General features: G+C 68.4%; 16 protein-coding genes and 1 pseudogene. 6 read left to right on the top strand and 11 right to left on the bottom strand.

Annotated elements, in window-relative coordinates; all coding sequences use genetic code 11:
* Positions 1-82 precede the first annotated feature (82 nt).
* The 11 genes and pseudogenes from WT16_RS24480 to WT16_RS24430 all read right to left on the bottom strand — a co-directional run bounded on the left by WT16_RS24480 (position 83) and on the right by WT16_RS24430 (position 12,896).
* Positions 83-463 (bottom strand): PAAR-like domain-containing protein, encoded by a 381-nt coding sequence (locus tag WT16_RS24480; RefSeq protein ID WP_043283388.1) that lies wholly within the window; start codon positions 461-463, stop codon positions 83-85.
* A 13-nt stretch (positions 464-476) separates the two neighbouring features.
* Complete coding sequence (locus tag WT16_RS24475) at positions 477-1,136, bottom strand: DUF3540 domain-containing protein (RefSeq protein ID WP_006029717.1); 660 nt, start codon at positions 1,134-1,136, stop codon at positions 477-479.
* Positions 1,137-1,207: 71 nt separating this feature from the next.
* Positions 1,208-2,290, bottom strand: a complete 1,083-nt coding sequence (locus WT16_RS24470) for a pentapeptide repeat-containing protein (protein WP_063534422.1) — start codon at positions 2,288-2,290, stop codon at positions 1,208-1,210.
* Positions 2,287-4,764 carry a DUF2169 domain-containing protein gene (locus tag WT16_RS24465; protein WP_063534421.1) on the bottom strand — a complete coding sequence of 826 codons (2,478 nt, stop codon included), beginning with the start codon at positions 4,762-4,764 and terminating at the stop codon, positions 2,287-2,289. The genes WT16_RS24470 and WT16_RS24465 overlap by 4 nt, the downstream gene beginning before the upstream one ends.
* Positions 4,765-4,795: 31 nt before the next feature.
* Positions 4,796-7,084: a type VI secretion system tip protein TssI/VgrG gene (gene tssI, locus WT16_RS24460; RefSeq protein ID WP_063534420.1), complete on the bottom strand. Its 2,289-nt coding sequence runs from the start codon at positions 7,082-7,084 to the stop codon at positions 4,796-4,798.
* Between the two features lie 70 nt (positions 7,085-7,154).
* The gene (gene tssA, locus WT16_RS24455; RefSeq protein ID WP_063534419.1) at positions 7,155-8,252 is read right to left on the bottom strand and encodes a type VI secretion system protein TssA; all 1,098 of its coding nucleotides are present in this window, start codon (positions 8,250-8,252) and stop codon (positions 7,155-7,157) included.
* Positions 8,249-9,340, bottom strand: a complete 1,092-nt coding sequence (tssG, locus tag WT16_RS24450) for a type VI secretion system baseplate subunit TssG (protein WP_009914155.1) — start codon at positions 9,338-9,340, stop codon at positions 8,249-8,251. Before tssG ends, tssA begins: the two co-directional genes overlap by 4 nt.
* Positions 9,340-11,229 (bottom strand): type VI secretion system baseplate subunit TssF, encoded by a 1,890-nt coding sequence (tssF, locus tag WT16_RS24445; RefSeq protein ID WP_063534418.1) that lies wholly within the window; start codon positions 11,227-11,229, stop codon positions 9,340-9,342. The genes tssG and tssF overlap by 1 nt, the downstream gene beginning before the upstream one ends.
* Positions 11,230-11,258: 29 nt before the next feature.
* On the bottom strand, positions 11,259-11,840 hold the full coding sequence (gene tssE / locus WT16_RS24440) for a type VI secretion system baseplate subunit TssE (protein WP_063534417.1): 582 nt from the start codon (positions 11,838-11,840) through the stop codon (positions 11,259-11,261).
* Between the two features lie 103 nt (positions 11,841-11,943).
* Positions 11,944-12,120: pseudogene (locus WT16_RS35180) on the bottom strand (type VI secretion system accessory protein TagJ); the annotation flags it as partial.
* A 53-nt stretch (positions 12,121-12,173) separates the two neighbouring features.
* On the bottom strand, positions 12,174-12,896 hold the full coding sequence (locus WT16_RS24430; protein ID WP_063534415.1) for a TagK domain-containing protein: 723 nt from the start codon (positions 12,894-12,896) through the stop codon (positions 12,174-12,176).
* A gap of 530 nt (positions 12,897-13,426) precedes the next feature.
* On the opposite strand from WT16_RS24430, the gene tssH reads away from it, so the two are divergent.
* The 6 genes from tssH to tssK all read left to right on the top strand — a co-directional run bounded on the left by tssH (position 13,427) and on the right by tssK (position 20,855).
* Positions 13,427-16,138 (top strand): type VI secretion system ATPase TssH, encoded by a 2,712-nt coding sequence (tssH, locus tag WT16_RS24425; protein ID WP_063534414.1) that lies wholly within the window; start codon positions 13,427-13,429, stop codon positions 16,136-16,138.
* Positions 16,139-16,171: 33 nt separating this feature from the next.
* Positions 16,172-16,753, top strand: coding sequence for a type VI secretion system contractile sheath small subunit (gene tssB / locus WT16_RS24420; RefSeq protein ID WP_006029727.1), 582 nt, complete (start codon positions 16,172-16,174; stop codon positions 16,751-16,753).
* Positions 16,754-16,786: 33 nt separating this feature from the next.
* Positions 16,787-18,286, top strand: coding sequence for a type VI secretion system contractile sheath large subunit (gene tssC, locus WT16_RS24415; protein ID WP_015603710.1), 1,500 nt, complete (start codon positions 16,787-16,789; stop codon positions 18,284-18,286).
* Positions 18,287-18,402: 116 nt separating this feature from the next.
* A complete protein-coding gene (locus WT16_RS24410; protein ID WP_006029729.1) occupies positions 18,403-18,888 on the top strand; it encodes an Hcp family type VI secretion system effector in 486 nt (161 codons plus the stop codon).
* A gap of 95 nt (positions 18,889-18,983) precedes the next feature.
* Positions 18,984-19,487: a type VI secretion system lipoprotein TssJ gene (tssJ, locus tag WT16_RS24405; RefSeq protein ID WP_063534413.1), complete on the top strand. Its 504-nt coding sequence runs from the start codon at positions 18,984-18,986 to the stop codon at positions 19,485-19,487.
* A 21-nt stretch (positions 19,488-19,508) separates the two neighbouring features.
* Positions 19,509-20,855 carry a type VI secretion system baseplate subunit TssK gene (gene tssK / locus WT16_RS24400; protein ID WP_063534412.1) on the top strand — a complete coding sequence of 449 codons (1,347 nt, stop codon included), beginning with the start codon at positions 19,509-19,511 and terminating at the stop codon, positions 20,853-20,855.
* Positions 20,856-20,892 lie beyond the last annotated feature (37 nt).

Below are 20,892 nucleotides of genomic sequence, written 5' to 3'. Positions count from 1 at the left end.
TTTCCGGCGGATTCACGATCGCCGCACGCCGAAGACGGCGCTTTCCGCGCTTTCACGCAAACGCTGCCCGCGCGCATCTCAATCACAGATTCAGCACGATCGTCTGGCTCGGCGAGCTGCCCGAGCCGGTCGTATTGTCGTTGTTCTGCTGCGTCGGATCGGTCATCCGTGTGACCGGCATGCCGGCAACCAGCGTTTTCGGCGCGCCCTGGGGGTTGCGCGAGTTTCCGGACACGGTTTGCGACGCGACGCCGCCCATCGATCCGCCGCTGTCGCCGCTCGACGAGGGGATGATCGTCGCGACGTTGTGAACCGGCCCGCCGCCCACGAAGATATGGCTGACGTTCGGAATCGCGTTCGCGCGCGACGCGCGGTTCGGATAGGGGACGGGCACGCCCGGCGGCGTCAGGTTGACGCTCGTCGCCATGTTCATGCCTCCTGCACTCGAATTCACCATCACCATGAACGTCTTCCTCCTAACCCAGATGAATCTGCGCGGCGTCGATCTTCGACAGCTTCTCTGCCGTGAGCAGCGTGTGCTTCGCATGCAGACGCATGCTTTCGGTCGCGGCGTGATCGATATGCGACGCGCGAAGATGCTCGACGGTTTCCACCGAGCGAAAACTGCTTCGGCACGATTGCGCGACGTGATCCATTACCGTCTCCAGCAGCCGGCCGATCAGACGGACCTTGCCGAGCCGGCCGTCGAGCGCCGCGCTCGTCAGCGTCGTCTCGTCGGAAGACAGCGACGCCTGTTGCGCCGACATCGTCAGCCGTTGCGTCTCGATCGACACTTGCTCGCGGCTCGCGACGCGAAGCGCATCGCCGCTCTTCAGGCATACGTCCCGCGTGGCATCCAGCACGAGGTCGCCGTCGACGCGCAGATGCACGCCGTGCGCATTCGGCCGCTCCAGAATCGCCGTCACGTAGACGCATCGGCTGTCCGCGCCGGACACGACGACGCGATCGCCGATCCGCGGCTCGACAAGACAGCTAAACGCGCGCCGGCAACGCATCTTCACGCCGCCGCATGCGACCACATACACGCCATCCGGCAGCGCGCCGACCACGGTGCCCGCCTTGTCCCGCGCGGACGACTGGCCGTGGATATCCGCTTCCGCTTCGATTGTGCTCATCCTCTTTCCTTCTATTTCGAATGACTGAATAACAACGCGCCGATGCGCCCGGCGCCACGTCCGCACCGCGCTCAACGGTCCTCACGCCGCCCTTGCTCATCCCTTTGCCGCGACCACGCCTGCGCCGCCGACAATTCCGGATCGCACGCGACGGCGCCCGGATGATCGCGCCATGCGATGTCGGGCGCCGTCGCGCCATGAAACGCCGTCCGCGCGAAGCCGGCTTCGTCGAACACGGCCTCGGTCAGATCCGCGTACGAAAAATCCACTCCCTCGAGGTTCGTCCGCGAAAAGCGCGCGCCCGTGCACGTCGCGCGCTGAAACACCGCTCCGTCCAGCGCCGAGCCGGTGAAATCGGCGCGCCGCGCATCGGCCTGAACCCAGATGCTGCCGCGCAGCGCAGCGCGGCGGCACATCGCGCCGGCGGTGTCGGCTTCGAAGAAAACGGTATCCGGCGCATCGGCGTCGTCCAGTCGCGCCCCCGCCAGCCTGGCGCGCTGAAAATTGCAGCAGGCAAGGCTCGCGCCGGTGAAATCGACATCGCGAAGATCCGCGCCGACGAACTGGCAGCGATGCATCCGTTGGCCGCGCAAACGCTGGCCGGCCAAATTCGCTTCGGCAAAAACGGCGTCGTCGAACGTCGCATCGGCGAGAACAGCCGACGTCAGATCGAGCTGATAGAAGACCGCCTTGCGCACGACCGCCCGCGTGAAGTCGGCGCGCGCGAGCCGCGTGTCGCTGAACACCGAGGATTCGATCCGCGCGCCATCGAACCGGCACTCGCCGATGTCGCTCTTCACGCAATGGAAACCGCTCGCGCGTGCACCGGAAAAGTTCGCGCCGGCCGCGTGAGTCGAATGCATCATGCACTCGTGAAGTTCGCTTTCCGAAAGATCGACGCGTTCGAGCCGGCACTTGTCGAACGTGCATCGCGACAAGTCCGCATGCCGCATGTCGACATCGCGAAACAGGCATTCGCTGAAAACAGCTTCGCCGAGCCGCACGCGCTGCATCGAGACGCCGATGAACCGGACGCGCTCGAATACGCCGCCCGACCAGTCGTGCCCGTCGAGGCGGGCCGACTCGATCGCGACGTCGCGGATCGCGTGGCCGCGACGAATCTCGTCGAGCAACTGCGCCGCGCGCGTGCTCATGTGCGCACCTGCGCGAGCGGAAACCGCACCGCCCGGCCGAGGTAGGCGTCTTCCCAGCGCGTCTCGGCATCGGCCAGGATCTGCGAGAGGTTCGCGCGAAACAGGTTGGCCCGCCGCAGATCCGCGCCGTCCAGCGTCGCGCCGCGCAGATAGGCGGCGATCAGATCGGTGTCCCGAAGATCGGCTCGCGTGAAATCGGCGCGCACGAAATGACTGCCCTGCGCTTTCGCGCCGCGGAAATCGGCTGCGCGCAGGCACGCGTCGGTGAAATCGCAACTGCCGATGCGCGCGCCGCGAAAGCTCGCTTCGCCGAGCCGCGCTTCGCGAAAATTGACTTCCGTCAGCGTCGCGAACGAGAAATCGGCACGCCCGATGTCGCAGTGCGCGACGAAACACGCCTTGCTCATGCTCGCGCGATCGAAGCGAAGCTGGCCGCTCGCCTGTGCGCCGACGATCCCGAATCCGTCGATGCTCGCCGACGAGAACCGCACGTCGGCAAGCGGGCAGTTCATCAGCAGCATCTTCCGGATCGTCGCATCCGAGAAGCTCACGCTGTCGAACGATTGCTCGATGAAGATCAGATCGCGCAGCACGGCGTGACCGAAATCGACGGCATCGAAGCGGCACGCGTCGAAGCGCGTGTTCGCCAGCAAGCCGCCGTTGAAGCGGCAGTCTCGCAAGTGCACGCGCTCGAAAATGCCGTCGCTCGAATCGGCGCCGGAGAAGTCCGTCTGCTCGCAGCCTGCGAGCGAAAGATTGGCCGCCGTCAGGTCCGCGTCGACGAGCTTCGTCCGTGCCAGGTTGGCGCGCACGAGCACCGTGCGCGACAGCACCGCGCCCGTCAGATCGGCGCCGCTCAGATCGGCGTTTTCGAGCATCGCGCCGGCCAGCCGCGCGCCGCGCAAGTCCATTCCGGAGAGATCCGCGCCCGTCAGATCGACGCCTTCCAGCGATCGCCCCGCGGCGGCGGCGGCCGCGACGAATTCGCGGCGCGATTGCGCGGCCGCGCCGTTCAGCCGGGCCGGCGCGTCCTGATGTTGCGCGGACCGCCGGTACAGCTCGCGAAGACGTTCGTCCGCATCGCGCTGGATTTGCCGGATGCCGGGCGGATCGGACGAAGCGCCCGCATGCCGTGCGCCATCCTCTTCGACGGGCGCCGTGCGGGCCGGCGGACCGCGCCGCCGCCCGGCCGAAAACACTTCGCTGGTCGCCAGTTCGTGCCGCATGGCCTCCAGCGCGGCGCGCTTCTCGTCGGCAAGCGCCTCCTGACGCTCGACGAACTCGGCCAGTCGGCCGGGGCTCGGCGTCTGCGCTTGCGGGGCGTCCGGAAAGACGCTCAGCCGCTCCCGAAGCTGCCGTTGCCTCACGCTCTGCGGCATCGCATCGGCCATCGCCGGAACATCGGGCGGCAGAGCGTGCTCGGGCAACAGATCCTGATCGCGCAGCGCGTACAGCGCCGCCTTGTCGTGCCGCGTGCGCCACTCGATCACCTGACGATACCAATCGAGCGGCCTCGCGTGCCCGCTCGCATCCGCGCCGAACAGCACCGTTTGCACGTCGCTCGCATCGAACGCGCGGACGACCGTGACGCCGTGATAGATCAGCAGCACGCGCTCGCGATGCGGAACGAACCAGGCGGTCGTCAATCGCATCGGAATTTCCTCGGGCATGTCGCTGCCGTTGCGGACCACGAACGATCTCGCCCGCAGCGCGGGCAGGCTGCCGGCGAGCCGCGCGCGCTCCGGGTGCAGGTGCGTCAGCACATAGGTCGCGCCGTCCGGGAATTCCACTCGTCCGGGCAGTTGCTGATCGCTCGGCGCGATGTTGAAGTAGCGCGGATCGAGCGTGCGCGGGAAACCCGGGCAATCCTCTTCCCGCCATTGCTGATCGAGCTCGCCGTACAGGGCCGCGCGCTCGGGCCACGTCGCGTCGATCGGACAAAAGCCGGCGGGCGTGGGTCGCTCGTCCGGGAAGCGCATCGGGCTGTGCGCGTATTCGATGTTCGGCAGATCGCGCGGCGCGCCCTCCCGCGCGTGCGCGCCGCGGCCTCGCGGGTTGTCCGCGCAATCCGCGCCGCCGTAGGCGCGATCCCAATCGATCGGCAGCCGCTCGAAAGGCTGCGGCGCGGTGATGTGCGCGCCGGCCCATTGCCTGTCGCCAGATACGCGCAGCCGCTTCTCGACGCCGGCGATGCGAATCCCCACTTCGCACGCGCCGGCGTCCGAATCGTTCGCATACCTTCCATACGCGTATCCGGACACGAGAAATTCCGGGCACGCCTTCGGCAACGCCATGTCGAGCGTGTAGCCGCGCAGCTCGTCGCCGGCCAGACGCCAGAGCTCCGCTTCGGCCAGCAGTTTCGGCGTGTCGCCGAGCGTCGCGACCATCAGCGCGGCGACGCCGAGATGCTCTTGGCCGTGCATCCGGTAGACGCGGGTCAGCGGGCTGATTGCAAGTGGTTTGACGATTTTCATGGGGTGCGGTGGCGTTCGCGCGCGTGCGCGTTCACATCGAGATCTTGATGCCCTTGATGAATTCGCATTCCTGCGTCTTGTTGGCGATCTGCACGACCGTTTCGGCTGCGCTGAATCCGGTCGTCGTCACGCTCGCGCCGTTCGTTGCGACATAGAGCCCCGTCGTGTTGATGCTCGCACCGGTTTCAGAAGTGCTGATTCCCGTGAGACTGGTCGCCGTGCCTTTCAGCGAGACGCTGTTCACGTCTTTCGACGACGCCGTTCCGTTGACCTCCGAATGCGCATTCCCGCTCGTGACCGTGACGGTGTCTCCAACGTGCACGCCTTTCGCATCGCCGAACACGACCGACGTCGAAGCCCCCTGCACGGTGCTCACCGATGCGGTCGTGAACGGGTCCGTGAGCACCGCGACGATCTGCTGCAACGCCATCGCCACGTTCGCCGCGAGCGCCTGAAACCCGCCCGCGCGCTGCATCTGGCGCTGCTGCTTCAATTGCTGATAAGGCTGCCGCTGTTGCGGCAACGGGTGCTCGCGGGCGGCCGCCTGCCGCTCCGTCGAAGCCGGGCTCGCCGCGCCGCCCGTGCGCAGCAGATCGATCAACCGATCCAGCGGCGATCGCGTCGACATCACCGGCATCAGGTCCACGCCGACGAGCGTCAGATGCTTGCGTCCGACGGTGGTCGTCGCGTCCCGCTCGACCGACACATCGTAATTGCGCTCCGCGTGCAGCTTGACCTGCTCCGCGCCCGCCTTGTCCTCGAAGCGCAGCATGTTCGCGTTCTCGCCGCTGCCGGCCGGCGAGCGCGTCATGAAGCCGCTTTGCGTCGCGTTCTCTGGCAACCGCCACGGCGGCATGTGCAGCGCGTTATACACCTGCCCCGTCACGAGCGGCCGATCCGGATCGCCGTGCTCGAAATCGACGATCACTTCCGAGCCCACGCGCGGAACGTTGACGCCGCCGTAGTTGTTGCCCGACCACGCATACGAAACGCGCACCCAGCACGACGAATTCTGGTCGTCGACGGGCGAGCGGTCCCAATGGAACTTCAGCTTCACGCGGCCGTACTGGTCCGTCCAGATGTCCTGCCCGCGCGGGCCGGTCACGATCGCCGTCTGCGGCCCGCGCGTGCGCGGCTTGCGCACCGTGCGCGCCGGCCGGAACGCGGTGGTCGCCGGCTGCGCGACGAACGACGTATTGATCCGGTATTCGTCGGGGCCCGACGCGCCGCCCGTCTCCGTCGCCGTGAACGTCGCGCCGAGCACCAGATACTCGCGGTTCGCGCTCGCGTGCGGACAGCCTTCGAGCGAGAACGTCGTGCCGCACACGATGTCGCGCACATTGCCGCCGCCCGATGCGCGCTCGCCCCGTGCGCGCACTTCCTCCATCCGCACGCGCACGAAGTGCTCGCCGTGCTCGCGGTCCGTGTAGTCGCCGGGCCACTCGTAACGTTCAAGCTCGTTATGCGCGGTGTCCCGCGGCAGCGCGTTCTCGACGCCGAGGTCCGCGTTCGGCTTCTCGAAATCGAAATCGTCCGTCGTCCAGCGGCCCGGCTGGATGCGCTCCTCGGTGCCGAACGTGTCGATGTATTCGGCGTCGATCTTGTGTCCGGGCGGGTAATAGCGCAGCGTGCGGTACGCAACGCTCTCCACCGGCTTGTGCGCGCCCAGATGATCGACAAGCACCATCCGGTGCACCTTGTTCGAATGCTCGAAGAACCAGTAGATGCCGTGCTCCTGCATCAGCCGCTGGATGAACGCGAAATCGGTCTCGCCGTATTGCACCTGGTAGCCGAGCTTCGGATACCGGCCGCTCAGGCGCTTGTCGTACGAGTACGAATACGCGTTCAGCACTTCGTCGACGATCTCGTCGACGCTCCGGTTCTGGAAGATCCGGTAGTCCGATCGCTGGTCGGCCAGATAGATCCACGGCCGCATCGTGAGCCGGTAGCGGCACTGCCGGTTCAACTGGCCCTCGAAGCGCGCGCCGGTCACGATGCCGCTGATCTCGCGCCTGCCCTGGCCGATGTTGGCCGCGCCCGCCATGCCCGGCATGCCGGGCACGAACGAGCCCATGCCTTCGAGCCGGACGGTCACGGTCAGCGCCTTGCCGATCATCGCCTTCAGATCGAGATTCGCGGCCCGCTCGCCGGTGAGCATCGGGTCCGGCGGCGTCAGGCAATCGAGCGTGTACGAATAGATCTCCGACAGCGTCTCGTTGCCGCGGATCGCGCTCAGTTCGAGCGCGGGTTCGCCGGCGGGCGACATCGGCACGGCGGGGCCGCTCACCGACACGGTACGGGCGGCGGAAAAATTCGGCATGGCTGATCTCTCCACAAACGGTATGAACCGATGAATCGTTCCGGCCGCGCGCTTCGCGCACCGGCTGCGCTCACGCTTCGTCCGCGCTCCATAGCGCAAGCAGCTCGGCGGGGATCGCCTGTACCACGTCCGCATAGCGCTTGCCGACGAAATGCTCCGCACGCCTGAGCAGTATCGGAATCGGGCTGCTCGGCTCGTGCTGCTCGAACCACTGGCGCGCCTGCCGGATCAGCTCGCGCGCGGCGTAACGATCTGCCGGCGTCGCGGCGGCGGCGCGCGCGACAGGCGCCGCGTTCGGCTCCGCCGCGCGTTCGCGCTGCGCCGCCGGCGGTTCGTCCGCGTGCGTGGCCGCCGCTTCGTTCGCCGGCGACACGTCGGCCTCGGCCGGCGCGATCGGCGCGGCGGCCGTGCGATCGGCGCTCGCGCCCGCGATCTGGCGAAGCAGCGCTTCGAGCGCCGACAGGTCGGGTGCGTAATCGCCGAGATGTTCGCCGCTCCACGCATCGATCGCGGCCAGCCCCGCTAGCGCATCGGCGAAGCCCGCCAGGACCGCCGGCTGCTGCGCGTGCAGATCGTCGAGCTGACGCACGACCGATTCCGGCGCGAGCGCATCGCCGGGCCGCGGTTGCGCGAACGCGCGCTCCACGTCGCGCACCTGCAGGCGCGTCGCGGTCGACCGGGTCAGCGCGATCTCGCGCACGTCCGCCATCAGCCCGTCGGCATCGGTGAGCGCCTGCAGCGCATTGCGCCGGATCTCCAGCGCCGCGTCGCGATCCGCATCGACGTCGGGTTGCGGGTGAATCGCATCGGGAAACGCGCCGAGCCACGCGGCGAGCAATCCGACGCCTTCCGCGAGCCCCGCCGCGCCGGCCAGCCGGGTCCGGCTCCGGGCGAACAGCACCGCGAGGCGCATGTCCTTGCTGCGCATCATCAGCCGCCGGCAATCGCGCTCGACGTCGCTCCAGTTCACCGGCTCCGGCGAACCGACGAAATCCCCGTACTGCGCCTCGGCGCGAGGCGCGGCCTTCGCCGACAGCACGACGAACTCGGGATCGTATTCAAGGTCCGCGCCGCACGGCGCCGCCGGATCGACGGGCGCCATCCAGTCGTCGGGCTTCGGCGTGCGCGCGGCGGCCGCCTTGCCGGCCGGTTTTCTGCTGCTGGTCATCGTTCACCTCGCATGCCGCGCGATCGGGCGGGCCGGGCCGCGCCGCGCGCGAACCGGTCCGCATACTGCTCGGGCTCGAAGCGCATGCCCGTCACTGGCTCGCCGGACGGCGAGCGGCCGAGCCAGCCGGACCAGCCGAGCTGATGCGGGCCGCCCATCACGGCGGGCGGCGCGCCGTTCGGCTTGATCCGCAGTTCGAGCTCCCATTCGAACTCGTAGCCGACGAACGCCCGCACCCATTCGACGAGGCGCGGCAAATCCTCGCCCTGCGGCGTGAAGCGCAGGTAGGCGTCGATGTCGAGCGGCCCGAACACGAGCCGGAACTTGTGTTGCCGGTCCGGCACCAGCTCGCCGAGCATCGCGCCTTCGGCCATCGTCGACGCATCGCCCGGCTTGCCGAGATGGCTGTGCTCGAGCGGATCGACGGCAATCCAGTGAAATACGTTTTCCTCGAGCGTCACCGGCACGCCGAAGTAACGCTCGAGCGTCATCCGCAGGCCGTCCGCGTTGCGCGCCTCGCGCACCAGGTGCGGCGATGCGGCGAGCCGCGCATGCGCGGGCAGCGGCCGCGCGCCGATCTCGTCGACGTCCTGGCCGGTGAGGCTCGCGACGTAGAACGAAAACCGTTCGTCATCCGGACGATCGAGGCCGGCCGCCGCCTGCGCCGACGCCCACGCGCGATACAGCAGCGTCAGATAGCGGTGATGGAAGATGTCGAGAAAATTGCCGAGCGTCGGATCGCGCCGGCTCTCCTCGCGGTCGCGCGCGATCTCGGTCACGTGGATCGGCAGCGGCCCGTTCGGCCCCAGCATCCCGAGCCCGAAGAGCCGCACCTTGAGGCGCCCGTTCGCGTCGCCGACGCTCGCGATCTCGCGCGGCGCGAATGCGAGGCTCGGCTGCTGGCCGAGACGAAACGGCTCCGCCTGCGGGCGCCGCGCCTTGCCGATCGGATCGATGCGCGCGTCCGCGCCGATGCATCGCAGCAGCGTCAGGAAGCCGTAGCGCCACGGCTCAGCGCGCAGCCGTTCGAGCATCCGCGGCGACAGCGCCGCGTCGCGGACGACATTCTCCGTCCTGTCGTGCGCCATCACGCGCCTCCCCGCGCGCCCATGCGCACCGGCCAGCGCGCGACGCGCCCGCGCTGGATCGAGTTCAGCTCGGTCTGCGTGAAGACGTTGATCGACACGTGCCGCGCCAGATAGTGCTCGAGCACGAGCCCGAACAGATACGGGCTCACGCCGGAGAATCCCGTTTCGTCGACGGTCAGCGCGCATTCGACGCCGCGCCCGAACATGAGCGGGCCCGCGCCGGGCAGCTTGCGCGTGACGGGCCGCGTCTTCACGCCGACGAGGCTTTCGACCTGCCGCCGGTTGTCGGCCTCGTCGCCCGCGAGGAACAGCCGCAGCAGGCCGCGCAAGCCCTGCCCGCCCGCGCGATGGTCGAGCTCGTCGAGCGGAAGGTAGTTGAAGTTCAACTGGCGAATCAGCCGCCACGCGATCTCGCGCTCCGCATACGGCGCCTTCGGCGCGGACGGCGCGCGGATCAGGCCGACGCTGTCGATCGGCGCGGATTCGACCACCGTCAGATCGCGCACGCCGTCGCGCGGCACGAGGCTCGGCAAGTCGCGGTTCGTCAACAGCGCGTCGACCGACAGGTAGCGGATGTCCTCGCTGTAAGGCGCCTCGTTCTGGTCGACGAGCGACACGAACATCTCCGTGCCGACATACGGCGTGCGCGTGCCGTAGCGGCGCGCGGAATCCGACACGAGCCGGCGCTCGCGCCGCGTCGAGAAATAGCGTCCATAGTTGCTCTCGTCGTCGTTCAGCGTCTGGTACAGCGGCCGGAATTCGAGTTCGGCGGACGTCGCGGCGACCTGCCCGTACATCGCCTCGACGGAAAACACTTCGTAGTCGAGCGGTGCGAGGCGGGCCGGCACCAGATGGAACTCGGTCTGTCCCGTCGACAATTCGATCCGGTCCGTGTGGCGCGCAAACAGGTTGATCACCGGCGTGCAGAACAGCGCGAAGCGCGACGCGTCGACGACGTCCGCGAGCCGCTCGGGCGACTGGTCGAGCAGCACGACGATCTCGGCCTCCTGGCCGGCGATGCGCCGCAGCCCTTCTTCGAGCCCCGTCAGCGCGACGAAATAGAAGCGCTCCGGGCACGCGAAGTATTCGTGCAGCAGGTTGTGCCCATGAAACTTCGACCACGTGAGCGGCAGCAGCCCCTCGTCGACGCCGAGCCCTTCGTGAGCGAGCGCGCCGACGGTGACGGCCGCAAGCGGCCGGCCCGGCGCGGCGAACTCGCCGGGCGCGGCCGTGAGCGTCGCGACGCCGGCCACGTGCAGCAGCTCGAACAGGTGCGACGCGACTTGCGGGTCGCCCGCGAGATACAGCGGCAGCCGGTCGAGGCCCTTCAGATCGGCGATGCGCACGTTGCCGGTCGTGCGCAGCCGCAGGCGCAGCGCGCCGCGCACCTGCGCGTTGGCCGGCACGTAGCGGTCGAGCGCCGGGATGTCGGGCGGAATGCCCGTCAGCCGCGCGTCGGCGATCTCGAGCGGATAGAGCGTCACGTCCTGGCCGCTGCGAAACTGGCACGCGGTCTTCTCGCCGGCCGGCACGCGCGCCGTGAACGCGGTGCCGCGCGCGACGCGAAAGCCCTCCGCGAGATTGCCCTCGGTGCGGCTCGGGTACAGGCGCGCGACTGCCATCGACGGCGTCGGCGCGACGTAGTTCGGGTACAGCACTTCGAGCAGGCGGCCCGTGAAGCGCGGGAATTCCGCGTCGAGCTTGATCTGCATGCGCGCGGCCATGAAGCAGAACGATTCGATCAGCCGCTCGACGTACGGATCGGCCACTTCGCCCGCCTGCATCCCGAGGCGCCGCGCGATCTTCGGGTGCGCGTGCGCGAACTCGGCGGCGAGCTCGCGCATGTAGATCAGTTCCTGGTTGTAGTAGTCGAGCAGTTGCGGTTCCACCGTGTCCCCCCGTTTTTCCGGCCCGCGCGTCAGCTCGCGCGCATGCCGGTGACGTTGACCTGGCTCGTTTCGAGATCGATCGCGCTCTGCACCATGAATTCGATCGGATAGGGGTCCATACGAATCATGCCGCGCACCTCGAACGACAGCACGTTCGAGCGCTCGCCCGCTTCGACGCCCTTCGACGGCGCGACGACGAGCGTCCCGGCGATCAGCCGCGGCTCGAAATCGAGAATCACGCGGCGGACGATCCGTTCGATCTCGGCCCATTTGCACGACGCGAGGAACGCGCCGGCAAGCGGCGGCATGCCGAAGTTGACGGTCGACGCGGCGGCGGCCGGGTAGCGCTCGCGGTCGATGCGCTCGTCGATGCTCGTCGTATTGAGCAGGAACGCGAGATCCCGCTGGACGATGCCGCGCATCTGCATGCGCGTGACCGCGTATTCGCCGGGCGCTTCGGTCTGGCGTTGCGGCGCGTCGTCGCGCAGGCGGTCGATCAACGTCGGCAGCAGATGCGTGTTCGCGCGGCGCGGCGCCGCGACGCCTTCGCCGCGCACAGGCGCATCGTGGCCGCCGCGTGGCGCGGCCGGGCGCTTGTCATGCTCGTCCATCGGAATCCTCCCCGCCGCGCGCGCGATGCGCCGCGGCGCCTGTCGCTCCGCCCATTGCCTCGCCCGCGGGTGCGCGCTCGCCGAATGCGCACGCGTCCAGCTCGATCAGATCGAGCAGCGTGCCGGGGCGCGCGAGCCGCCATCCGGCCGGGTCCGAAAGCGGCAGCCAACGATAATGCCCGGCGGTCACGACTTCGCAGACCGGCCCGAATCGCGAATCGCTGTCGGCGATCCAGTCGAACGGCGCATGCGGCGCGCGCCCCACGACGAGCGGCCTGTCCTGCAGCCGGCCTGTCGCGCGTGCGCCGGACGAATCGGGAGAGATCGGCATCGTCATCGTGCGTCGTGCTCCGGGGTCGCGACGGGCGCCGGCAGCGGGCTGTCGATCGCGAGCGTCTGATGCTCGCGCCGCGCGAGCGCGGGCGGCAAGCCGGCCGGCCTGCGCGCCGACGCGACGTGGTATTCGGCCGGCGCGAAGAGCCGCAGCACCTCCGGAACCGGCTCCGCGTCCGCCGGATCGGGCGTCTCGCCCGGCCCGAGCGGGCCGAAGACGTCGTCCAGCACGCGCGCCTGGGTCAGCAGCGCATCGATCGAATCCGCGCCTTCGACCGGCCGGTGCAGGTCACTCGGCGGCTGCGCCTCGCGCGTGCGCTCGATCGCGATGCGGGCCGCGTCGTCGCTCGCGAGCGACGCCCGCGGATCGTCGAGCACGCGGCAATACTGCTCGTACAGCGCGTGCAACAGGTCCCGGGCCTGGGCCGGACCGCCCGGAGTCGGCACGCCGGCGGACGTATCGTCCTGCCGCACACAGAGCGCTTCGGTGGCGATCGCGGCGCCGATCAGGCCGAAAACCGCGTCGCCGTCATCCGTGGCGTCATGCCGGCCGGCTTCCGGCGCGCACGCCGGCCGCGCTTCGGCGATTCGCGCGCCCGTATTGCAGTCCGTATTGCGGCCCGTGCCGCAATCGGCGGAAAACGGCGCGGCATCGCGCGGCGGCGGCGCGTCCGCGCGCCCGGAATCCGGCCGGCCGAGGCGAAACAATTTAAAAGTACGCATGATGAATCCGATTAGCCAAAATGATTATCAAGCCCACCCCCGGAATATTCCCGGACCCACTATCTCATTAAAGCAGATTCAACGCACCCCGCCTTATCTCATAAATCCCAATATCGGATTCTCGCGCATTATTCAGCTCCACCGGCTTGCGGGCCGGTTTATTTACGGGCCCGACGCTGTTTTCATTGGACGTCTCGCGGCGCACGGCGAATGCGCGAAAACAGTGTGCGCCTGGAGAAATACGGCTGTCCATCACCGCCAATACGGTCTTTGCAATTTTTAACAGTTTGACGATTCGCCGGATAGAACAGTTTGTCTTTCTATTTTTAGGCGAGAGATCGCCTTACCATTTATGGTAGTTGACCGAAGCCCCACCGCCTCAAAATAATTCAATCGACCAAAGTCAATTCAATAAGACCAAACAGGCGCAATTGAACGGATCGAATTTCGCCGATTGCCGCGCTGGATAAATTGATTGATGCTCGTCGTTTATCAGGAAAACGGCGACGCAGACAAAAAAGGATCTGTACATGGCGATCTCGCGTCAGGCGCTGTTCGGGAAACTCGGGGGCACGCTCTTCAGGGCAATCGAATCGGCTACGGTTTTCTGCAAGCTGCGCGGCAATCCGTATGTCGAGCTGGTTCACTGGCTGCAGCAACTGCTGCTGCAGGCCGACTCTGACCTCCACCGGATCGTGAGGCATGCCGGCATCGACCGCGACACGCTCGATCGCGACATCGCGCGCGCGCTCGCCGCGCTGCCGGCCGGGGCAAGCTCGATCAGCGATTTCTCCCATCACGTCGAGACCGCGATCGAGCGCGCGTGGGTGCTCGCGACGCTGCGCTTCGGCGACCGGCGCATCCGCGGCGCGTGGCTCGTCGCCGCGCTCGTCGATACGCCGGAACTGCGGCGCGTGCTGCTCTCCATTTCGCCGACGTTCGCGAGGATTCCTCAGGACGAGCTCGACGACGTGCTGCCCGCGTGGACGGACGGCTCCCCGGAAGCGGCGGACGCGCCGTACGACAACAGCGGTTTCTCGCCCGCGTCGCCGGGCGACGCATCCGGTGCGGCGCGCGCCGAGTCGAAGGGCTCGCCGCTCGAGCAGTACTGCGCGGATCTGACCGCGCGTGCGCGCGGCGGCGACATCGATCCCGTCGTCGGGCGGGAGCTTGAAATCCGCACGATGATCGACGTGCTGTTGCGGCGCCGGCAGAACAATCCGCTGCTCACGGGCGAGGCGGGCGTGGGCAAGACGGCGGTCGTCGAGGGCCTCGCGCTCGCGATCGCGAGCGGCGACGTGCCGCCGAAGCTCGCCGACGTGCGCCTGATGAGCGTCGACGTCGGCGCGCTGCTGGCCGGCGCGAGCATGAAAGGCGAATTCGAATCGCGGCTGAAAGGCGTGCTCGAGGCCGCCGCGAAATCCGGCGCGCCCGTCATCCTGTTCGTCGACGAGATTCACACGCTGATCGGCGCGGGCGGACAAGCCGGCACGGGCGATGCGGCGAACCTGCTCAAGCCCGCGCTCGCGCGCGGCGCGATCCGCACGATCGGCGCGACGACGTGGGCCGAGTACAAGCGGCACATCGAAAAGGACCTCGCGTTGACCCGCCGCTTCCAGGTGTTGCAGGTGCCCGAGCCGGAGGAGCCGGCCGCGGTCCACATGGTGCGCGGCGTCGCGCGGACGTTCTCGCAGCACCACCGCGTGACGGTTCGCGACGAAGCGATCCGCGCCGCCGTCGCGCTGTCGCATCGCTACATTCCGTCGCGCCATCTGCCGGACAAGGCGATCAGCCTCCTCGACACCGCGTGCGCGCGCGTCGCGCTGTCACAGCATGCGGCGCCCCGCGAACTGCAGCACGTGCGCCAGCGCTTGCTCGCCGCGCGCGCCGAGCACGATCTGCTCGAACAGGAAGCGCGCATCGGCCTCGACGCCGGGCAGTCGCTCGCGGCCGCGCGCGAGCGCATCGAGGCGCTCGTGGCCGAAGAAGCAGCCGTCGACGCGCGCTGGAAAGCGCAAGCCGACGCGGCGCGCGCGCTGCTCGCCGCGCGCGAGGCCGCGCTAGCCAGCGACGGCGAAACGCGCGCCGCGTCCGCCCCCGCGCTGCGCGAGCTCGAACGCGCGCTCGCAACGTCCCAGGGCGACGCGCCGCTCGTGTTCCCGGAAGTCAACGAGGCGATCGTCGCGGAGATCGTCGCCGACTGGACCGGCATCCCGGTCGGCCGCATGGTGACAGACGAAATCGCCGCCGTGCGCGCGCTGCCCGCGACGCTCGAAGCGCGCGTGATCGGCCAGCCCGACGCGCTGCGCCAGATCGGCGAGCGCGTGCAGACCGCGCGCGCGGGCCTCGCCGATCCGAAGAAACCGCTCGGCGTGTTCCTGCTCGCGGGCCCGTCGGGCGTCGGCAAGACCGAGACGGCGCTCGCGCTCGCCGAGGCGCTGTACGGCGGCGAGCAGAACCTGATCACGATCAACATGAGCGAGTATCAGGAAGCCCATACCGTGTCCGGCCTGAAAGGCGCGCCGCCCGGCTATGTCGGCTACGGCGAGGGCGGCGTGCTGACCGAGGCCGTGCGGCGGCGGCCGTACAGCGTCGTGCTGCTCGACGAGATCGAGAAGGCGCATCGCGACGTGCACGAGCTCTTCTTCCAGGTCTTCGACAAGGGCTACATGGAAGACGGCGACGGCCGCTACATCGATTTCCGCAACACGACGATCCTGCTCACGAGCAACGTCGGCGCGGAGCTGACCGCGAGCCTGTGCGCCGACGCATCGCTCGCGCCCGACGCCGCCGCGCTGCGCGACGCGCTCGCGCCCGAACTGCTGAAGGTCTTTCCGGCCGCGTTCCTCGGGCGCGTGAGCGTCGTTCCGTACCGGCCGCTCGAACCGCGCGCGCTCGCGCGCATCGTGCGCCTGCATCTGAATCGCGTCGTCGCGCGCATGGCCGACCAGCACCGGATCGCGCTCGCATACGACGACGCCGTCGTCGACTACGTCGTCGGGCGCTGCCTCGTGCAGGAAACCGGCGCGCGGCTGCTGATCGGATTCATCGAGCAGCACGTGCTGCCGCGCCTGTCCGCGCTGTGGCTCGACGCGATTTCGTCGAAAGCGGCGCTCGCGCGCATCGACATCGGCGTGGCCGATCCGGCCGCGCCGGCACCGCAGGCGCTCGTCTTCCGGCCCGGCGACGCGAACCGCGCGGCGGCGCCGGACGCGCCGCTTACCGTCGTGCAGGCCGGCTAGCCCTGCCGTTTCCTCTCTCTCATGGAGTCTCGCATGTCCGCATCCAGCAGCTCTCAAAAATTCATCGCGCGCAATCGCGCGCCCCGCGTGCAGATCGAGTACGACGTCGAAGTCTACGGCTCGGAAAAGAAGGTCGAACTGCCGTTCGTGATGGGCGTGCTCGCCGACCTGTCGGGCAAGCCGGTCGCGCCGCTGCCCGCCGTCGCCGATCGGCGCTTCCTCGACATCGACATCGACAACTTCGACGAGCGGATGAAGGCGATCAAGCCGCGCGTCGCAGTCGCGGTCGACAACACGCTGTCGGGCGACGGGCAACTGATGGTCGACATGACGTTCGAAAGCATCGAGGACTTCTCTCCCGCCGCGATCGCGCGGATGGTCGGGCCGCTGCGCCAGTTGCTCGAGGCGCGCACGCAGCTCGCGAACCTGCAGACCTACATGGACGGCAAGTCGGGCGCCGAGACGCTCGTCAACCGGTTGCTGCAGGACCCGGCGCTGCTCCAGTCGCTCGCGGCCGCGCCGAAGCCGCAGCTCGCTGGCGGCTCCGACGCGCAGGACACGCACGACGCGCACGACGCGAAGGACGCGGCGGGCCGCGACAGCGACGCGGCCTGACCGGCCGCCCCACACCATACCGGGGAACGAACCATGAAAAAACAGCAAGCCCAGACGGCCGTCGCCGACGCCCAGCCGCAAGCGGATTCGGATTTCGCGCAACTGCTCGCGCAGGAGTTCAAGCCGAAGACCGAGCAGGCGCGCGAAGCGGTCGAATACGCGGTGCGCACGCTCGCCGAGCAGGCGCTCGCGCAATCGGCGACGATCAGCGACGACGCATACAAGAGCATCGCCGCGATCATCGCGCAGATCGATCACAAGCTGTCCGAACAGATCAACCTGATCCTCCATCACGAGGATTTCCAGAAGCTCGAATCGGCGTGGCGCGGGCTGCATCACCTGGTGTCGAACACCGAGACCGACGAGCGCCTGAAGATCCGCTTCATGGACATCTCGAAGGAAGAGCTGCGCCGCACGTTGCGGCGCTACAAGGGGCAGTCGTGGGACCAGAGCCCGCTCTTCAAGCAGATCTACGAAGAGGAGTACGGGCAGCTCGGCGGCGAGCCGTACGGCTGCCTCGTCGCCGATTACTACTTCGACCACACGCCGCCCGACGTCGATCTCCTCGGCTCGATCTCGAAGGTGGCCGCGTCCGCGCACACGCCGTTCATCTCGGGCGCGTCGCCTTCGGTGCTGCAGATGGAATCGTGGCAGGAGCTCGCGAACCCGCGCGACCTGACGAAGATCTTCACGCAGAACCTCGAATACGCGTCGTGGAACTCGCTGCGCAACATGGACGACGCGCGCTACATCGGCCTCGCGATGCCGCGCTTCCTCGCGCGCCTGCCGTACGGCGTGCTGACGAATCCCGTCGACGAGTTCGACTTCGAGGAAGACACGAACGGCGCCGACCATCGCCGCTACGCATGGACGAACGCCGCATACGCGATGGGCGTGAACATCAACCGGTCGTTCCGGCTCTATGGCTGGTGCTCGCTGATCCGCGGCGTCGAATCGGGCGGCACGGTCGAGAACCTGCCGTGCCACACGTTCCCGACCGACGACGGCGGCGTCGACATCAAGTGCCCGACCGAGATCGCGATCTCCGACCGGCGCGAGGCGGAGCTGTCGAAAAACGGCTTCATCCCGCTCGTGCATCGCAAGAACACGGATCACGCGACGTTCATCGGCGCGCAGTCGCTGCACAAGCCGGCCGAATACGACGATTCCGACGCCACCGCGAACGCGAACCTGTCGGCGCGCCTGCCGTATCTGTTCGCATGCTCGCGCTTCGCGCACTACCTGAAGTGCATCGTGCGCGACAAGGTGGGCGCGTTCAAGGAGCGCGAGGACATGCAGCGCTGGCTGAACGAATGGATCATGAACTACGTCGACGCGGACCCGGCGAACTCGTCGCAGGACACGAAGGCGCGCCGGCCGCTCGCCGCCGCCGAGGTGGTGGTCGAGCAAGCGCAGGGCAACCCCGGCTACTACCAGGCGAAATTCTTCCTGCGCCCGCACTTCCAGCTCGAGGGCCTGACCGTGTCGCTGCGACTCGTCGCGAAGCTGCCGTCGATCAAGGAAGCCGCCTGACGCATCGCCGGGCGGGCGTCCTCGGCTGGCCGGCATCGCGCCTTCGTCGCGCGCGGCGCGCCGCGCGGGGCCGGCTGTTTTTGTCATCCACGCAATCCACGTAAGAGAGCAATGAAATGGCGCAGGACATTTTTCTGAAGATCGACGGCATCAACGGCGAATCCCTCGACGACAGTCACAAGGACGAGATCGAAGTCCTGAACTGGAACTGGGAAATCCAGCAGGAATCGACGATGCACACGGGCAGCGGCGGCGGCGCCGGCAAGGCGAGCGTCAAGGATCTCGCGTTCGAGCATGCGATCGACCGCGCGAGCCCCAACCTGATGAAGTACGCGCTGACCGGCAAGCACGTCGACCAGGCGGTGCTCGTGATGCGCAAGGCGGGCGGCAATCCGCTCGAATACCTGAAGCTCACGATGAGCGACGTGATCGTCACGCGCGTGAGGCCGTCGGGCAGCCGCGACGATACCGAGCGCAGCCGCGAGACGGTGTCGCTGTCGTTCGCGAAGGTGAAGCAGGAGTACGTCGTGCAGAACGCGCAGGGCGGCAGCGGCGGCGCCGTCACGACGAGCTTCGACATCAAGGGCAACAAGGAAGCCTGAGCGGCGGCGGCGCGGGCCCGGCGGCGGTTGTCGACGCCCGCCGGGCCCGCGCCGCCCGCGACCGATTCCCCTCTCACAGCAAACGCGTGCCTCGAATGCGTCCGACCACCATCGCTACCGCCCTCGCGTTCGCGCTCGCGTGCGCCGCGTGCGCGAGCGGCGCGGCCAGGCCGAAGGAGCCGGCCCGGCTCGACCTCGCCGTGAACGCCGCGCTCACGGTCAATCCGGACGACCGGAGCCGGCCGGCCCCGATCGTCGTGAGCGTCTACGAGCTGAAGACCGACGGCGCGTTCAACGCCGCCGATTTCTTCACGCTTCAGGACAAGGACAAGACCGTGCTCGCCGACGATCTGCTCGCGCGCGAGCGCTTCCAGTTGCGCCCGGGCGAGCGCCGGACGATCCGGCGCAACGCCGATCCGGAGGCGGGCGCGCTCGGCGTCGTCGCCGCGTACCGCGACCTGCCGAATTCGGTGTGGCGCGCGGTCTATCCGCTGCCGGCCGCGCGGGATGCCGCGTGGTATCGCTTCTCGTCGCCGAAGCTGAAGCTGACCATCGACCTCGACACGCACGCGATCAGGATCACCGAAACGGGAAAATGACATGCACGGCGGAACGAAACCATGAGCTGGCATAACAAGGTCGTCTGGAGCGAGGGGCTCTTCATGCGCCCGCAGTTGTTCCAGCAGCAGGAGCGCTACCTCGAGCACTACGCGCACAAGCGCGCGGCGCCGCTGTCGCCGTTCTTCTTCGGCTTCAGCCACTTCAGCCTCGACAGCGAGGCGCCGGCGCTCGGCAAGATCATCGTGAAATCGGCGAGCGGCGTGTTCGCCGACGGCACGCCGTTCGACGCGCCGGGCAGCACGCCGCCGCCCGCGCCGCTCACGATCCGGCCCGAGCACCTGGACCAGGTGATCCATCTCGCGGTGCCGATCCGCGTGCCGAACGGCGAGGAGACCGCATTCGGCCACGTGGCCGAGTCGCTCGCGCGCTACGCCGTGTTCGAAACCGATCTGCGCGACACGAACTCGATCGGGCAAGGGCCGAAGACCGTCCAGTTGTCGAACCTGCGCCTGCGGCTGATTCCGGAAAAGGAACTGACGGATGCGTGGATCGGGCTCGCGCTCACGCGCGTGAAGACGATCCGCGCGGACGCGAGCATCGAGCTCGACGACACGCTGATTCCGCCCGTGGTCGGCTACGGCGCGAGCGACACGCTCGCGAGCTGGCTCGCGAAGATCCACGATCTCACGCGCCTGCGCGCGAACGCGCTCGCCGAGCGCCTGACGGGCGCGGACGGCCGGGCGGGCACGACGGCCGAAGTGTCCGACTACCTGCTGCTGCAGACGCTCAATCGCTACGAGCCGCTGCTGCAACACCTGCAGCGCGTGCCGACGACGTCGCCCGCCAATCTGTACGCGCTCCTCATCGGCATGGCGGGCGAGCTGTCGACCTACGTGCGCACCGACACACGCCGGCCGCTCGATACGCATCCGCCGTATCAGCACGTCGCGCCGCACCTGTGCCTGAAGCCCGTCGTCGACGATGCGCACCGGCTGCTCAACGCCGTGCTCGTGCGCAGCGCGCAGAGCATCGCGCTCGCCGATCAGGGGCACGGGATGCTCAATGCGGTCGTCGATCCGGTCGACATGCAGGGCTTCACCGCGGTCGTGCTCGCGGTGCACGCGCAGATGCCGCCCGATCTGTTGCAGCAGCAGTTCGCCGCGCAGGCGAAGGCGGGGCCGTCCGAGCGGCTGCCGGACCTCGTGCGCAGCCATCTGTCGGGCATCGCGCTGCAGGCGCTGCCGGTGCCGCCCCGGCAGATTCCGTTCAACGCCGGCTACGTCTACTACGAGCTCGCGCGAAGCGGACCGCTGTGGGACGAAGTGGCGCGGCACGGCGGGCTCGCGTTGCACATCGCCGGCGAATTTCCGTCGCTGAAGCTGGAGCTGTGGGGCATTCGCGGATAGCGGCGACTGCGGGAGCGGCCGGGCCGTGCGCGCCGGC

The organism is Burkholderia sp. MSMB1589WGS, from assembly GCF_001636105.1.
Taxonomy (GTDB): Bacteria; Pseudomonadota; Gammaproteobacteria; order Burkholderiales; family Burkholderiaceae; genus Burkholderia; species Burkholderia humptydooensis.
The sequence above is the reverse complement of the archived record's forward strand: the minus strand, read 5'-3'. Positions and strand labels throughout refer to the sequence as shown.

Coding starts and splice junctions, on each gene's coding strand:
- tssI (WP_063534420.1), bottom strand. CDS start 7,084: ATGCCGAATTTTTCCGCCGCCCGTACCGTGTCGGTGAGCGGCCCCGCC.
- tssH (WP_063534414.1), top strand. CDS start 13,427: ATGGCGATCTCGCGTCAGGCGCTGTTCGGGAAACTCGGGGGCACGCTC.
- tssJ (WP_063534413.1), top strand. CDS start 18,984: ATGCGTCCGACCACCATCGCTACCGCCCTCGCGTTCGCGCTCGCGTGC.
- WT16_RS24480 (WP_043283388.1), bottom strand. CDS start 463: ATGGTGATGGTGAATTCGAGTGCAGGAGGCATGAACATGGCGACGAGC.
- tssE (WP_063534417.1), bottom strand. CDS start 11,840: ATGGACGAGCATGACAAGCGCCCGGCCGCGCCACGCGGCGGCCACGAT.
- tssK (WP_063534412.1), top strand. CDS start 19,509: ATGAGCTGGCATAACAAGGTCGTCTGGAGCGAGGGGCTCTTCATGCGC.
- WT16_RS24410 (WP_006029729.1), top strand. CDS start 18,403: ATGGCGCAGGACATTTTTCTGAAGATCGACGGCATCAACGGCGAATCC.
- WT16_RS24430 (WP_063534415.1), bottom strand. CDS start 12,896: ATGCGTACTTTTAAATTGTTTCGCCTCGGCCGGCCGGATTCCGGGCGC.
- WT16_RS24475 (WP_006029717.1), bottom strand. CDS start 1,136: ATGAGCACAATCGAAGCGGAAGCGGATATCCACGGCCAGTCGTCCGCG.
- tssB (WP_006029727.1), top strand. CDS start 16,172: ATGTCCGCATCCAGCAGCTCTCAAAAATTCATCGCGCGCAATCGCGCG.
- tssC (WP_015603710.1), top strand. CDS start 16,787: ATGAAAAAACAGCAAGCCCAGACGGCCGTCGCCGACGCCCAGCCGCAA.
- WT16_RS24465 (WP_063534421.1), bottom strand. CDS start 4,764: ATGAAAATCGTCAAACCACTTGCAATCAGCCCGCTGACCCGCGTCTAC.
- WT16_RS24470 (WP_063534422.1), bottom strand. CDS start 2,290: ATGAGCACGCGCGCGGCGCAGTTGCTCGACGAGATTCGTCGCGGCCAC.
- tssA (WP_063534419.1), bottom strand. CDS start 8,252: ATGACCAGCAGCAGAAAACCGGCCGGCAAGGCGGCCGCCGCGCGCACG.
- tssG (WP_009914155.1), bottom strand. CDS start 9,340: ATGGCGCACGACAGGACGGAGAATGTCGTCCGCGACGCGGCGCTGTCG.